The following is a 15,704-nucleotide window of genomic DNA, read 5'->3' as shown; positions in this document are numbered from 1 at the left end:
GGACCCGTTGCCCCATGGCCTCATCGCTGCCCGACCTGAAACTGCTGCGCATCTTCGCCAGCGTGGTGCGTCACCAGGGCTTCGCCAATGCCCAGCGCGACCTCAACCTGTCGACCTCGGCCATCAGCACCTACATGAGCCAGCTGGAAAGCGCCCTGGGCATCGTGCTCTGCCACCGTGGCCGTGGCGGTTTCAGCCTGACCAGCAAGGGCGAGCTGTTCCACCAGGAGACCTTGCGCCTGCTGGGGGAGCTGGATGGCTTCGAGCAGTATGCGGCGGCACTCAAGGGCGAGTTGCGCGGCACCCTCAACCTGGGGGTGATCGACTCCACCGTGGGCGACCGCGCCTTGCCGCTGGCCGAGGCCATCGGTGCCTACAGTCAGGAACACCCGGCGGTGCACCTGCACCTGTCGGTGTCCAGCCCGTACGAACTGCAACTGGGCGTGCAGGACAACCGCCTGGACCTGGCCATCGGTGCGTTTTCGTCGCGCATGAGCGGCCTGGTCTACCAGCCGCTGTACCGCGAGCAGCACTGGCTGTATTGCAGCAGCCGCCATGCGCTGTTCGGCGAGCGACGGATCCCGGAGCCGGTGATTACCCAGCAGCGCATGGTCGGGCGTGGCTACTGGAGCCAGGCGGAGCTGGCCCGGCACGGTTTCAAGCACAGCGCCGCCACCGTGGAAAGCATGGAGGCGCAGCTGATTCTGATTCTCTCCGGCGCCTACATCGGCTACCTGCCCGAGCACTATGCCCAGGCCTGGGTCGACAAGGGTGATCTGCGCGTGCTGTCGCCGGCGACCTTTGGCTATCAGGCGCCGTTTTCCCTGATCATCCGCCGTGGTCGGAGCCGGGAACCCTTGATCCAGACGTTCCGCGACCTGCTCAAGAGCCAGCTCAACGTGGGCTGAGCTGGGCCGTGTTCAGCACATTCCGTCAGGTCGAGTAAATTTCCTACAAAACTTGACCGCTGACGTGATGGCCTTCTGCTAAATATCTACTTGCTTTGATGATTTTCCCACTCATCTGGATAAGCAAGGGATCGCCAACGATGCGCATGAATTTGCCCGTCACCGAGCATGAAAGAACCTTTCCCCAAGACCAGCGGCTGATCTCCACCACCGACCTGAACAGCCGCATCACCTATTGCAACGACGCATTCGTGGCCATCAGCGGTTTCACCTACGACGAACTGGTCGGCCAGCCCCATAACCTGGTGCGGCATCCCGACATGCCACCGGCGGTCTTCGGGCATATGTGGGACACCATCAAGCAAGGCAAACCCTGGATGGGCGTGGTCAAGAACCGCGCCAAGAACGGCGACTTCTACTGGGTCAGCGCCTACGTCACGGCGGTGTACGAGAACGGCCGCATCAGCGGCTACGAGTCGGTGCGCTCGGTGCCGACCCGGGAGCAGATCCGCCGGGCCGAGAACTTGTACGCCCGCCTGCGGGCAGGGCGCTCGCCGGTGCCGCTGGCGGCGCGCCTGGGGCATGGGGTCGGCCATGGCTGGCCGCTGATCGGTGCGGGATTGCTGTCGGCCGCCGCCTATCTGTGGCTGCCCCCCTACGCGGCACTGGGTGTGCTGATGGCCAGCCTGCTGGCGGCCTGGTACGTGGTCGAGCACCGGCAGAACCAGTCGATCCGGCGCACCCTGCAGGAGCACCCCAAGGCGTTCACCAGCCCGTTGGTGGCGCTGACCTACAGCGACAACCCCGGGTTGCAGGGCCAGCTCGACCTGGCGATCATCAGCGAAGAGGCGCGCCTGCAGACCGCGCTGACCCGCTTGGTGGATGCCGGTGTCGGGGTCAAGTCGCGAGCCGCGCAGTCCGCCGACCTGTCCGATGCCCAGGCGCAGATGCTCGACCGCCAGCGCAGCGAGACCGACCAGTCGGCCACCGCCATCGCGCAGATGGCGGCGACCATCCAGCAGGTCACCCACAACGTGCAGAGCACCGCCCACGCCGCCAGCGACGCCGACCAGCTGGCCCAGCAGGGTAGCGACCTGGCGCAGCAGAGCCTGCGCGCGATGGGCAGCATGAGCGAGGCGGTGAGCGACATCGGCCAGGCGGTCAATGCCCTGGCCGAGCAAACCCAGTCGATCGGCAGCGTGGTGGATGTGATCACCTCGATCGCCGAGCAGACCAACCTGCTGGCGCTCAATGCCGCCATCGAGGCGGCGCGGGCCGGCGAGCAGGGCAGAGGCTTCGCCGTGGTGGCGGACGAAGTGCGTTCGCTGGCGCAACGAACCCGCGCCTCGACCGAGGAGATCCACCATATCATCTCCACCCTGCGCTCCGGTGCCGACCGCGCGGTGGCCAGCGCCAGTCGCGGCCAGCAGATCTCCAGCGACAGCGTGCACAGCGTCGAGGCGGTGCAGGCGGCGTTGTCGGGGATCGCCCAGGCGGTTAGTCGCATCACTGGCATGAGTCAGCAGATGGCCACGGCGTCCGAGCAGCAGAGCCATGTCGCCGAGGACATCAACCAGCAGATCGTGCGCATCGCCCATCTGTGCGACGAGAGCGCGGGACAGGCCAGGCAGGGGGCCGAGATCAGCCAGGACCTGGAGCGCATGGCGGAGTACCTGCACAGCCTGGCGGAGCGGTTCAACCGCTGAAGCTGTAGCGGGTAACAGCGGGGCGTGGGAGCGGGCTTGCCCCGCGATTGCAGTGCTGGCTATGTCGCGGGGCAAGCCCGCTCCCACGAACGCCTCGCAGCCCCCGGGGATGGCAACCCTGTGGCAAACTACCCGCCCCAAGGAGCCCCCCATGCCCAGACCCCGCTGCGCGCGTTGCCAGCGCCCGCTCGCCCATTGCCTTTGCCCACTGATCCCGCACCTGGACAGCCGCACCCGCGTGGTCGTGCTGCAGCACCCCAGCGAGACCGCCCACGCCCTGAACACCGCACGCCTGGCGGCCCTTGGGCTGGTCAACGCCGAGTTGCGGATCGGCGAGGTGTTCGAAGACCTGGACGCGCTGCTGGCAACGCCAGGCTACCGACCGGCGCTGCTGTTCCCCGGTGACGAGGCCGAGGTCCTGCAAGGCTATGGTCAAGGTACCGAGCTGCCGCTGATGCTGATCGTGCCGGATGGCACCTGGCGCAAGGCGCGCAAGATGCTGTACCTGAACCCGCTGCTGGAGAGGCTGCCACGGGTGACGCTCGACCATGTCCAGCCCTCGCGCTATCGGTTGCGCAAGGCACCGGAACCGGGTGCCCTGTCGACGCTCGAGGCGGTGGTGCAGGCGTTGAATGTGCTGGAGGCTCCGGCAGCGTTCGATGAGTTACTGCGCCCGTTCGAGGCGCTGATCGAAGGGCAGATCGAGGCCATGGGAGCGCAGACATATCAACGCAATCATGGGCAGGTTTGAATCGGAGCCCGCCCCTTCAAGGTGTGATAGTAGGCGCCCGGCCTGGAGTTGCCGGGGCTGCTTTGCAGCCCTTTCGCGGCACAAGGCCGCTCCTACTGGGCACGCGTTCTCCTGTAGGAGCGGCCTTGTGCCGCGAAAGGGTTGCAAAGCGACCCCGGCAATCTTGAATTGGAGCGGCCCTTTCAAGGGGTGAGCCTGATCGCGTAACAAGCCCACCATGCGACGGGCTAATGATCAGTGGGAGCGGGCTTGCCCCGCGATTGCACTGCCATGCTGGCGATCACCGCTCGCGCAACGCCTCCGTCCGCGCCTTCAGCACCGGTTTCAACAGATAGTCCAGCACGCTCTTCTGCCCGGTGATGATATCCACCGTGGCCACCATCCCAGGGATGATCAGCAGCGGTTTGTTGTCCCCACCCAGGTGGTTCTTGTCGGTGCGCACCTGGATCAGGTAGAACGCGTTGCCCTTGTCGTCGGTGACGGTATCCGCGCCAATCAGCTCCAGCTTGGCCTTGAGCCCGCCGTAGATGGTGTAGTCGTAGGCGCTGAACTTGACCATCGCCGTCTGTCCCGGGTGCAGGAACGCCACGTCCTGGGGCCTTACCTTGGCCTCGATCAGCAGGTTGTCCTCGATCGGCACGATCTCCACCAGGTCGCTGCCGGGCTGGACCACGCCGCCGATGGTGTTGACCTTGAGCAGCTTGACGATGCCGCGCACCGGCGACACCACGGTGGTGCGGTTGACCCGGTCGTCGATGGCGATGCTGGTGGCGGTGATCTTCGACAGCTCCGTGCGCTTGTCGTTGAGCTCCTTGGCGGCGTCGGAGCGGAAGCTGGCGTCGGATTCCTGGATCTTGCTGCGGATTTCGGCGATCGCCGCCTCGGCGCGGGGGATCGCCAGGTTGGTGGCATTGAGCTGGCCGCGCGCCTCGACGCTGCGCTGCTTGAGGCGCAGGATCTCCACGGGGGAGATGGCGCCCTTGCTCACCAGTGGCGAGGACATGTCCAGTTCCTGTTGCAGCAGGCCCACGGCCGAGCGGTATTGATCGACCTTGGAGCGGAACTCGGCCAGCTCCTGGGTCTTCTGCCGCAGTTGTTCGTTGAGGGTCTGTTTCTCGCTGGCCAGACGGCGCTGGCGCGAGTCATACAGCGCGGCTTCGTCCTCGGCCACCTGTGGTGCCTTGGCGCGGACTTCGTTCGACAACACGAAGGGCCTGCCCTCGGACTCGGCCGACAGGCGCTCGACCTGGGCGGTGAGCGCGTAACGGTCGGCTTCACTCTCGCCCTTGTTCGACTTGAAGCGGGTGTCGTCCAGGCGCAGCAGGGTCGCGCCCTTGTCGACCATTTGCCCTTCACGCACGAAGATCTCGGTGACGATGCCGCCCTCGAGGTTCTGCACCACCTGCACCTTGCTCGACGGAATGGCCTTGCCCTCGCCGACGGTGACCTCGTCGAGCACCGCGAAGTTGGCCCAGACCAGGGCCACCAGCAGCAGGATCGCCGCCAGCCACACGGTCAGGCGTGACAGGCTGGGCGACTCCTGCAAGGTGGCGCCGGCCAGCTCCGGCATGTAGTCGCGTTCGGCGCGCTTGTCGGCGCCCTGGAGGTAGCTGCGCACGCTGTGGCTGAAGGGCATACATTACCTCCATTGCGGGGTTTGACACGGATCCCTGTGGGAGCGGGTTTACCCGCGAATGCTGCGGTGGCTTTGCCGACGCTTTCGCGGGTAAACCCGCTCCCACAGAGACCGCGTCGTCTTTGAAGGCCTACAGCGCCGCGCCGATACGACCCTTGCGCAGCGCGTCGATGACCGCGTCCTTCGGCCCGTCGGCGACGATCTTGCCGTTGTCCAGCACCAGCAGCCGATCCACCAGGCTGAGCATCGAGGTGCGGTGGGTGACCAGCAGCAGGGTCTTGCCCGGCACCCAGTTCAGCAGGCGCTGGCGCAGTTGCTCCTCGCTGCTGTTGTCCATGTGGCTGGTGGGTTCGTCGAGGATCAGGATCGGCGGTTCCAGCAGCAGCGCCCGGGCCAGCAGCACGGCCTGGCGCTGGCCACCGGACAACAGCTGGCCGCGTTCGCCCACCGGGCGGTCGAAGCCTTGCGGGTGCTGGCGGGCCAGTTCGCTGACCCCGGTCAGCTCGGCCACTTCGAGCATGCGCGCATCGCTGACATGACGGGCGCCGAGGGTGAGGTTGTCGCGCAGGCTACCGGCCAGCAGGGGCAGGTCGTGGGCCACGTAGCCAACCTGGCTGCGCAGGTCGGCGATGTCCAGCTGGCGCAGGTCGAGGTTGTCCAGCAACACCTGGCCTTCGTCAGGGTGATGAAAGCCCATCAGCAGGCGGGCGAGGGTGCTCTTGCCCGAGCCGCTGCGGCCGATGATGCCGATGCGCTCGCCTGGCTTGAGCGTGGCACTCATATCGTTGAGTGCCGGGGCCGCTTGCCCGGCATAGCGGAAGGTGGCGTGGTTGATGCTGATGCCACCCAGCAGCGCGGTGTGCTCCAGGGCCTGGTGCTCGGCTTCGCGTTCCTGGGGCAGGCTCATCAGCGCATCGGTGCTGCGCATGGTCAGCTGCGCCTGCTGGTAGCGGGTGATCAGCCCGGCGATCTGGCCCAGCGGCGCGAGGACCCGGCTGCCGAGCATGTAGCTGGCCACCAGCGCGCCGACGCTGAGGTTGCCGGCAATGATGCTGTACACCCCGGCGACGATGGTGGCCATGCCGCAGAACTGCTGGATGAACAGCGTGCCGTTGCTGGCCAGCGAGGACAGGTTGCGGGCATGGGCGTCGAGGCGGGCGATGGCGCCGTTGGTGTGTTCCCACTGGTACTGGCGCTCGCTTTCGGCGCCGCAGGCCTTGAGGGTTTCCAGGCCGCCGAGGGTTTCGATCAGCAGCGCCTGGCGCACCGCGCCGAGGCTCAGGCTCTTTTGCACCGTGTCACGCAGGCGCACCTGGATGAACAGCGCCAGGCCCACGGCCAGCGGGAAGGCGATCAGCGGGATTACTACCAGCCAGCCGCCGAGCAGGCCGATCACCAGCAGCATCAGCGCCACGAACGGCAGGTCGATGATGCTGGTCAGGGTGACCGCGGTGAGGAACTCACGCAGCCCCTGGAAGTCATGGATGCTCTGGGCGAAGCCGCCGATGGTGGCGGGTCGCGCCTTCATGCTCATGCCGGTGATGCGTTCGAACAGGGTGGCCGAGAGAATCAGGTCGGTCTTCTTGCCGGCCTGGTCCAGCAGGTGTGCACGAACCATGCGCAGCACCAGCTCGAAGGCGGTGCCGATGAACAGGCCGGCCACCAGCACCCACAAGGTGGACAGCGCCTGGTTGGGCACCACGCGGTCGTAGGTCTGCATGACGAACAGCGGCACCATCAACCCCAGCAGGTTGATCAGCAGGCTGGCCAGCAGGGCATCGCCATACAGCCAGCGGGAGTGGCGCAGGGTGTCGCGGAACCAGGCATTGACCCGTGGGATCAGCGGGGCGCGCACCTCTTCCAGGGTATGACGGGGACGGGCGAACAGGACCTGGCCGCTGTAGGCCTCGGCCAGGGCATCGCGTTCGACCCACTGCTCGCCGCCTTCGGCTTCGCACGGCAGCAGCAGGGCCCGGCCGTTGTTCCCCCAGCGTTGCAGCACGGCGCTGCGGCCGTCGTTGAGGATCAGCAGAACCGGCAGGTTGAGTGCCGAGATGGCGTCCAGGTCACGTTGCAGGACCCGCGCCTGCAACCCCGCCCGCGCGGCGGCGCGGGGCAGCAGGGCCAGGGGCAGGCGTTGCTCGGCCAGCGGCAGGCCGCTGCACAGGCTGGCGCGGCTGGCAGGGCAGCCGTGCAGCTTGCACAGGATCAGCAGGCCATCGAGCAACGGATCATCAACATCCAGGCGCGGTTGCGCGCTTTGCATACTGGTCACGATGGCCTACTCCTGCCGCGGTGGACGGGAAATGGGCGCTGGCGAAAAGTCCCTTGTCTCGTCAGAACCTAACGCATGTCGGGCAATTTCGCCTCGTTGCGTACTTCGGTCTTGGCGATGGCCTCGGGTGGCAGCGAGATGTGCTGCTTGCTCAGCAACTCACCCATGGTCGCCAGGACCCGATACATGGAGAACTCTTCGGTGTAGCGCACTTCGGTGTAGCGCCGGTTGGCGTTGTACAGCTCGTTCTCGCTGTCGAGCACGTCGAGCAGGGTACGTTGGCCCAGGCCGAACTGGTCCTGGTAGGCGGCGCGCACGCGCTGGGTGGTTTCGGCGTACTCGCGGGCGCTCGGGGTCTGCTTGCGGGCGTTGTTCATCGCGTTCCAGGCCAGGCTGAGGTTTTCGTTCAGCTCGCGCAGGGCGTTGTTGCGGATGTCCATCGCCTGGTTGATCTTGTGCGCGTCGGACTGCAGGCGGGCCTTGTCGCTGCCGCCGCGGAACAGGTTGTAGCTGAGCTCGACGCCGGCCTGCCAGTCGTTGTTGTCGTGGCCCTTCTGACCGCCGATGTTGTTGTTGGCGCCGGTGGCCAGCACCGCGTCCAGGCGCGGGTAGAAGGGCGACTTGGCCACTTCGTATTGCTGCTCGGCGGAGCGCACGTCAGCCTGCGCCGACTTCAGGTAGGGGTTGTTCTCCAGCATGCCCTGGCGGGCATTGAGCAGGTCACCCGGTACTTCGCCCTTGATCGTGACCGGTGTTTCCAGCTCGTCCGGCATGCGCCCGACTACGCTGTAGAAGTTGGCCTCGGCGTCGGCCAGGTCGACCTCGGCGGTGTCCAGGTTGTTCTCGGCCAGGGCGCGACGGGCGCGGGACTGGTCGAGGTCGGCGGTGCTGCCCACGCCACGTTCGCTGCGCAGGCCGATCTGGTCGTTGACCCGCAGGTGGGCCTGCAGGTTGTTCTTGGCCAGGGTCACCAGTTCGCGGCGCTTGAGCACCTCGAGGTAGACCTCAATAGCGCGCAGGGCGATGCTCTCGGCGGTGGCCTGGGTGTAGTAGGCACGCGAGGTGGCCACCGCTTCGGTGCGGGCGACCTCGTTGGAGGTATTGAAGCCATCGAACAGCATCTGCCGCAGGCGCAGTTCCGACTGGGTGTAGTTGAGGGTTTCCTTGTTGTGGTTACGCGTGCCGTCGGGGTTGAAGCCGCGGGTGTTGGTGTTGTCCGAGCGTTGCCGGCCGTAGCCTGCGACCAGATCGACGGTTGGGTAGTACCCCCCGCGGGCGAACTTCACATCCTCGTCGGCCGACAGCCTGCTGTTGCGGCTGGCGCTGATCTCGGGATGCTGGTCCACGGCGTTCTGGACAGCCTCGGTGATCGACATCGCCTGACTGTTGGCACACGCCATGGCCAACAAAATCGCACTGGTGATGGGGGTTAAAGCGCGCATGGGGTACATCTCCCTGGTCTTGAATAATGTCCTGCTAATCGCCAAAAAAATGACGAAAAATTAGAATCAAACCGTTTCAGGTTTGTAACAACAGAGCTAAGAACATTTATCGGGCGAGCTAAGAAGATTTTTTCATAAGATATATGCGAAAAAAAACTTATGCGGTCTAAGGAATCCGCGACATTGTTTCATTCAGGCGGTTACGGGAATTGGCTGGGACAGGCGATTTTCGGGCCTTGGTGAAAGTTCCAGATTTTTTGCAGCTAAGGAGACAGGGGAGGAAGGCGAAAGCGGAATTTGGCGACAGAAAAATGGCACTCGATAATGGCCATTCGCCCACTTCGCTATCGTGGCAGTCGTCACAAGGAGCGTGGTTTCTCACGAACGTGACAGCAACGATCCACCAGCCATGGCACTCGGAACGTTGCGCACATTACCCGGCACGCCTTGATCTGCGAAAAGCCCATCGGCAGGGGAGGCGTACGCTCATGGCTAAATTAGTCGGTGTAGTCGGCAAGGTGATCGGCCAGGTATTCGCGGTGGGCGACGATGGTCATCGCCGCCTGTTGGTGGAAGGCGACCGGTTGTTCGTCGGCGAACAGCTCGAGACCGGCAGCGAGGGCGCCGTGGCGGTGCGGCTGCAAAATGGTGCGCAGCTGACCCTGGGCCGCGGCAGCAGCCTGGAGATGACCACCGACCTGCTGGCCAATCGCGCGCCCCACGTGCAGGCGCCGGACGCGCAGCCCAGCGACGCCCAGCTCAGTGATGTCGAGCAACTGCAAAAAGCCATTGCCGCTGGCGCCGACCCCACGCAGGAAGCCGAAGCGACGGCGGCGGGCGGCAACCCGTCAGGCGTGTCGGGGGCGCTCGGCGGGGGTCACAGTTTCGTGATACTGACCGAGGTGGCCGCCCGGGTGGATCCCACCATCGGCTTCCCCACCGCAGGATTCAATGGTTTCCCACTGCTGGCCAATCTCGAACTCGGTGGCCTCGACGGCAACGATGACGGGCCGGTTTTGGCCGATACACCAGCGATCGACAATCCGGTCAGCCTCACTGGCCTGGAGGTCAACCCTGCAGAATTGACCCTGGACGAGGCCAACCTGGCCCAAGGCTCGGCCAGCAATCCGGCGGCCCTGACCCAGTCCGGCAGTTTCACGGTGGTGGCCGCCGATGGCGTGTTCAACCTCAGTGTCGGCGGCATCAATGTGGTCACTGCGGGCGTGGTCACCGGCATCGGGCAGTCCATCGTCACCGGGCTCGGCAATGTGCTGACCATTACCGGCTACAACCCGGCCACGGGTGTGGTGAGCTACAGCTACACCCTGACCGGCGCCGAGCATCACCCGGACGGTGCGGGCAGCAATACCCTGGGCGAGCAGTTCCCGGTGCTGGTCAGCGACACGGATGGCGACGTGGCCAGCGGTTCCCTGGACGTGATCATTCGTGACGATGTGCCACGGGCGGTGAACGACACCAATGCCACCGCCGCCACCGAGCAGCATGTGGAACTCAGCGGCAATGTGCTGGGCAACGACATCCAGGGGGCAGACCGCATCCCCAGCGGCCCGGTGGTAGCCGGTACCTTCGTCGGCACCTACGGCACCCTGGTCCTGGCGGCGGACGGCTCCTACACCTACACCCTCAACACCAACGACCCCGACTTCAAGAACCTGCAAGGCGGTGGCAATGGGGTGGAGACCTTCACCTACACCCTGAAGGACGCCGACGGCGACTCCAGCACCGCGACCCTGACCCTGAACGTCAGCAACCTCGATGACCCGGTGACCCTGGGCGGTCTGGACGTGAACGGTGGCGAGCTGACGGTCTACGAGAAAAACCTGGCCGACGGCAGCGCGCCGAACCCGGGCGCCCTGACCCAGAGCGGCACGTTCACGGTCAGTGCACCGGATGGCCTGCAATCCTTGAGCGTCGGCGGTATCAGCGTGGTCAGCGGTGGCGTGGCGGCAAGCTTCCCGCAGTCGATCACCACGGCGTTGGGCAATACCCTGACCATCACCGGCTACAATCCGGCCACGGGCGTGATCAGCTATAGCTACACCTTGCTGGACAATGAGAGCCACGCCAACGGCGACGGCGCCAACAGCCTGTCCGAGCACTTCACCGTCACGGCCACGGACACCGACGGCAGCACGGCCAGCGGCTCGCTGGATATGAACATCGTTGATGACCTGCCCAAGGCCAATCCCGATTCGGCCAGTGTCGTCGAAGGCGGCACGGTCAGCGGCAACGTGCTCGACAACGACACCTCAGGCGCCGACGTGCGCGCCGATGGCAAGTACGTGGTGGGCGTGCGGGCCGGCTCCGATACCTCGACCTCGGCCAGCGGCCAGTTGGGCACTCAGGTCCAGGGCCAGTACGGCTACCTGACCCTGGACGCCCAGGGCAACGCCACCTATCACGCCAATCCCAACGCCGTGGCACCTGCCGGGGCCACAGACGTGTTCGTCTACACCGTGCGAGACAGTGACGGCGACGAAAGCACCACCACCATCACCATCGACGTACGTGATTGCTCGCTGATCGCCGGCGCCGACAGCGAGGTCACGGTCTACGAGAAAGCGCTCGACCTGACCAAGGATGGCAACGACCTGGCTGCGGGGAACGTGGTCGGCAGCCAGCCAGGTTCGACCGCCGAGACGGCCAGCGGCTCGCTGGTCAGTTCCATCAGTGGCGGAACAGGGGCACTGACCTTCACCCTGGTCGGCAATGCCACCGGCCAGTACGGCCAGATCCAGCTGAACGCCGATGGCTCCTACACCTACACCCTGACCTCGGCGCCGAATTCGCCGAATCACGTCAACGACGGGCCGAACGTGCTGACGGAAACCTTCACCTACCAGGTGAAGGACTCGCTCGGCAACTCGACCACCAGCACCATCGTGATCAGCATCGTCGACGACGTGCCCAAGGCTCACAGCGATTTCGCCAATGTCTATGAAGGCGGCACCGTCAGCGGCAACGTGCTGGTCAACGACGTGATCGGCGCGGACGTGCCGGCCGATGGCAAGTATGTGGTCGGCGTGCGCGCAGGCAGCGACACCTCGACCTCGGCCATCGGTCAGCTGGGCAGCAATGTGGTGGGGCAATATGGCTACCTGACCCTAGACGCCCAGGGCAACGCCACCTACCACGCCAACCCCGACAGCGTGGCGCCGGCCGGTGCCACGGACGTCTTCGTCTACACCATCCGCGACGCCGATGGCGACGAGAGCACCACCACCATCACCATCGATGTGCACGATATCTCGCTGGTCGCCTGCCCCGACGACACGGCCAAGGTCTACGAGAAAGCCCTGGACCAGACCAAGGACGGCAACGACCTGGCCGCAGGCACGGTCACCGGCAGCGATCCGCACGCCACCACGGAAACCACCAGCGGCTCGCTGGCCGGTTCGGTCAGCGGCGGTATCGGCGCCCTGACCTTCACCCTGGTCGGCAATGCCGCCGGGCAGTATGGCCAGATCCAGCTGAACAGCGATGGCAGCTACACCTACACCCTGACTTCGGCACCGAACTCGCCCAACCACGCCAACGATGGCCCGAATGTGGTCACCGAGAGCTTCACCTACCAGGTGAAGGATTCGCTCGGCAACACCACCACCAGCACCATCGTGGTCAGCATCGTCGACGATGTGCCCAAGGCCCATTGCGACGTGGCTTCGGTCAAGGAGGGCGCCAGTGTCAGCGGCAACGTGCTGGACAACGATGTGGTCGGCGCCGATGTACGTGCCGACGGACAGTACGTGGTGGGCGTGCGCGCAGGTTCCGATACCTCGACTTCTGCCATTGGCCATGTGGGCGACACGATCATTGGCCAGTACGGCTACCTGACCCTGGACAGCCAGGGCAACGCCACCTACCACGCCAACCCCGACAGCGTGCCGCCCGCCGGGGCGACCGACAGCTTCGTCTACACCATTCGCGACGCCGATGGCGACGAAAGCACCACGACCATCCGCATCAATGTCCAGGACAGCAAGCTGGTGGCGTGCGAGGACAACGACGTCACCGTCTACGAAAAGGCCCTGGACCTGCACAAGGATGGCAACGACCTGGCCGCCGGCAACGTGACCGGCAGCGATCCTGGCTCCACCGGCGAGACCGCCTCCGGCAGCCTGGTCGGCTCGGTGCATGGCGGCGTCGGTGCACTGACCTACAGCCTGGTCGGCAACGCCGTGGGCCAGTACGGACAGATCCAGCTCAACGCCGACGGCTCCTATACCTACACCCTGACCTCGGCGCCGAAGACCCCGGGTGGCGCCAACGATGGGGCCAACACCGTCAACGAGTACTTCACCTACAAGGCCACCGACGCCCTGGGCAACAGCGTCACCAGCACCATCGCCATCAACATCGTCGACGATGTGCCGACGGTGCAGTGCGCGGTGCGCAGCATCACGCCCGGCCAGGTGGACTCCAACATCCTGCTGGTGGTGGACGTTTCCAGCAGCATGGCCGCAAGCTCCGGCGTGCCGGGGCTGACCCGCCTTGAACTGGCCAAGCAGGCCATCAATGCCTTGCTCGACAAGTACGATGAGATGGGCGACATCAAGGTGCAGATCGTCACCTTCGGCACCGGCGCCGAGATCAAGACGCCGGTGTGGGTCTCGATCAGCGAGGCCAAGAGCCTGATCGCCGGGCTCAATCCCGGCGGCTCGACCTATTACGACTCGGCGGCTACCAAGGCCCAGGAAGCCTTCGCCACCACCGGCAAGCTGGTGGGGGCGCAGAACATCAGCTACTTCTTCTCCGACGGCGAACCCACCAACGGCCACGCGATGACGGCGCCGCGCGAGACCGCCTGGGAAACCTTCCTCGACAACAACGGCATCAAGTCCTACGCCATCGGCATGGGCAGCGGCGTCAACGAGGGCAACCTCAACCCGCTGGCCTACGACGGCAGCAGTCATACCGACACCAACTCGGTGGTGGTCACCGACCTCAGCCAGCTGAGTGCGGTGCTCTCCGGCACGGTGCAGGGGGCGCCGATCACCGGCAGCCTGATGAGCGGCGGCGACTTCGGGGCCGACGGCGGCTTCATCAAGGCGCTGCTGGTGGACGGCACCACCTACACCTACGATCCGAAGGCCAATGGCGGGCAGGGCGGATATGCGGTCAGTGGCGGGGCGGACAAGGCTTCGTTCGACACCGTGAGCAACAGCCTGAACATCAAGACCGGCCTGGGCGGCACCCTGGTGGTGAACATGGACAGCGGCGAGTTCACCTACACGCCGCCGAAGGACAATGGCAGCGGCCAGGCGGAGAAGTTCGGCTTCACCGCCAGCGACAACGACGGCGATACCCGCAGCGCCAGCCTGACGGTGAACATCAACAGCAACGGCGCGCCGGTCGCCGGCGCCGACCACATCATCACCAACATCAAGGGCGCCACCCTGAGCGTGCCGGCAGAGGCCTTGCTGGCCAATGACAGCGATCCGGATCACGACACCCTGAGCGCCGCGCCGACCACCTTCAATACCAACTTCGCCGACAAAGGCGCGGGCTTCACGGCGGGCACGCAGGCACAGACCATTACCTTCAACGCCACCGCCAACAAGGCCGAGAACCAGCTGCGCGAGCTGGCCCGCAGCGAGTTCACCAGCCTCAACGGCAGCATGACCGCCGCCCTGGTGGTGGCCGGTTACCTGGGCTCGATCAGCACCGGCAATGCCAACGACGAGGACACCCTGACGGTCACGCTGCGCAAGGGCGAGACCCTGACCCTCGACCATGACCGGCCCGCCGGCAACCTGCTGATGGAGTGGAAGGATGCTGGCGGCAGCTACCAGACCATTGCTGATGGCGGCAGCTTCACGGCCACCCATGACGGGGTGTACAGCATCCATGTGATCAACACCGAGAACGCCTCGGGCAACAGCAAGGCCGCCGAGAACTACAAGTTGAGCCTGGTGGTGGACTACAGCAACGCCAGCAACGATGACTACCACGGCAGCTACACCGTCAGCGACAACCATGGCGGCACGGCCACCGGCGCGGTGGATATCACCTACCAGGCCGGCAATACCCTCACCGGTACGTCAGGAGACGATGTACTGCTGGCCGGAGCGGGCGACACCCTCCTGCACGGTGGTGCCGGCAATGATGTGCTGGTGGCCGGCGCAGGCAACAACAGCCTGTACGGCGGCGACGGCAACGACCTGCTGATCGGCGGGCCGGGCAATGACCTGCTCGACGGTGGCCCCGGCAACGACACCGCCAGCTATGCCAAGGCAAGCAGTGGCGTGACCGTCGACCTCGGTCATGTCGGCCAGCAGAACACCGTCGGCGCAGGCCTGGACACCCTCACCGGCATCGAGAACCTGGTCGGCTCGGACTACAACGACACCCTGACCGGCAACGACGGCGACAACCTGCTCAACGGCGGCGCGGGCAACGATGTGCTCAGGGGCGGTGGCGGCAACGACATCCTGATCGGCGGACGCGGCGATGACACCCTCACCGGTGGCAGCGGCAACGACACCTTCGTCTGGCAGAAGGGCGACACCGGCCACGACACCGTGACCGACTTCACCCCGGGCAGCGATCGGCTGGACCTGTCGCAATTGCTGCAGGGCGAGAACGCCACCAGTGCGTCGCTGGACGACTATCTGCACTTCAAGGTCAGTGGCAGCGGCGGCAATGTGGTGTCGACCATCGAAGTCAGCAGCGTCGCCGGCGCGGCGCCGACCCAGACCATCGACCTGGCCGGGGTGGACCTGGCGCAGCACTACGGGGTCGCGGCCGGGGCGGGCGGGGTGATTGCGGCGGGGCATGACACCGCGACCATCATCACCGGCATGCTCAATGACCATTCGTTGAAGGTGGATACGGTGTAAGCCGAGGCTTGCATTCCCCTGTAGGAGCGGCCTTGTGCCGCGAAAGGGGGGCGCAAGGCCCCAGGATTTCAGCATTGATGCAAAAATCGCAGGGGCCGCTGCGCGCCCCTTTCGCGGCACAAGGCC

General features: G+C 65.5%; 7 protein-coding genes and 1 pseudogene. 5 read left to right on the top strand and 3 right to left on the bottom strand.

All coding sequences use genetic code 11. The features are described from left to right. The first annotated feature begins 14 nt into the window (after positions 1-14). From AC0MAZ_RS22700 to AC0MAZ_RS22685, 4 genes and pseudogenes are all read left to right on the top strand, one after another. Positions 15-908, top strand: a complete 894-nt coding sequence (locus AC0MAZ_RS22700; RefSeq protein WP_028691117.1) for a LysR family transcriptional regulator — start codon at positions 15-17, stop codon at positions 906-908. Between the two features lie 98 nt (positions 909-1,006). After that, positions 1,007-1,351 (top strand): annotated as a pseudogene (locus tag AC0MAZ_RS22695) (PAS domain-containing protein); the annotation flags it as partial. A gap of 234 nt (positions 1,352-1,585) precedes the next feature. Further along, on the top strand, positions 1,586-2,614 hold the full coding sequence (locus tag AC0MAZ_RS22690) for a methyl-accepting chemotaxis protein (protein WP_371263157.1): 1,029 nt from the start codon (positions 1,586-1,588) through the stop codon (positions 2,612-2,614). Positions 2,615-2,765: 151 nt separating this feature from the next. Further along, positions 2,766-3,365, top strand: coding sequence for a tRNA-uridine aminocarboxypropyltransferase (locus AC0MAZ_RS22685; RefSeq protein WP_475859242.1), 600 nt, complete (start codon positions 2,766-2,768; stop codon positions 3,363-3,365). A 280-nt stretch (positions 3,366-3,645) separates the two neighbouring features. Here the strand turns inward: AC0MAZ_RS22685 and AC0MAZ_RS22680 are convergent, their stop codons facing one another. From AC0MAZ_RS22680 to AC0MAZ_RS22670, 3 genes are all read right to left on the bottom strand, one after another. Further along, a complete protein-coding gene (locus tag AC0MAZ_RS22680; protein WP_203651489.1) occupies positions 3,646-5,001 on the bottom strand; it encodes an HlyD family type I secretion periplasmic adaptor subunit in 1,356 nt (451 codons plus the stop codon). A 130-nt stretch (positions 5,002-5,131) separates the two neighbouring features. Continuing rightward, a complete protein-coding gene (locus AC0MAZ_RS22675; protein WP_475861482.1) occupies positions 5,132-7,267 on the bottom strand; it encodes a type I secretion system permease/ATPase in 2,136 nt (711 codons plus the stop codon). Positions 7,268-7,344: 77 nt separating this feature from the next. Then, a complete protein-coding gene (locus AC0MAZ_RS22670; protein WP_186714529.1) occupies positions 7,345-8,718 on the bottom strand; it encodes a TolC family outer membrane protein in 1,374 nt (457 codons plus the stop codon). A gap of 488 nt (positions 8,719-9,206) precedes the next feature. On the opposite strand from AC0MAZ_RS22670, the gene AC0MAZ_RS22665 reads away from it, so the two are divergent. Continuing rightward, a complete protein-coding gene (locus AC0MAZ_RS22665) occupies positions 9,207-15,578 on the top strand; it encodes a retention module-containing protein (RefSeq protein WP_475859240.1) in 6,372 nt (2,123 codons plus the stop codon). Positions 15,579-15,704 lie beyond the last annotated feature (126 nt).

Source organism: Pseudomonas sp. A, assembly GCF_056270345.1.
Note: the sequence above shows the minus strand (reverse complement) of the source record. Positions and strands in the feature narration are given on the sequence as shown.

Excerpts from the sequence above, each read along its gene's own strand:
- AC0MAZ_RS22685 (WP_475859242.1), top strand. The coding sequence starts at position 2,766 with ATGCCCAGACCCCGCTGCGCGCGTTGCCAGCGCCCGCTCGCCCATTGC.
- AC0MAZ_RS22680 (WP_203651489.1), bottom strand. The coding sequence starts at position 5,001 with ATGCCCTTCAGCCACAGCGTGCGCAGCTACCTCCAGGGCGCCGACAAG.
- AC0MAZ_RS22690 (WP_371263157.1), top strand. The coding sequence starts at position 1,586 with ATGGCCAGCCTGCTGGCGGCCTGGTACGTGGTCGAGCACCGGCAGAAC.
- AC0MAZ_RS22665 (WP_475859240.1), top strand. The coding sequence starts at position 9,207 with ATGGCTAAATTAGTCGGTGTAGTCGGCAAGGTGATCGGCCAGGTATTC.
- AC0MAZ_RS22675 (WP_475861482.1), bottom strand. The coding sequence starts at position 7,267 with ATGCAAAGCGCGCAACCGCGCCTGGATGTTGATGATCCGTTGCTCGAT.
- AC0MAZ_RS22670 (WP_186714529.1), bottom strand. The coding sequence starts at position 8,718 with ATGCGCGCTTTAACCCCCATCACCAGTGCGATTTTGTTGGCCATGGCG.
- AC0MAZ_RS22700 (WP_028691117.1), top strand. The coding sequence starts at position 15 with ATGGCCTCATCGCTGCCCGACCTGAAACTGCTGCGCATCTTCGCCAGC.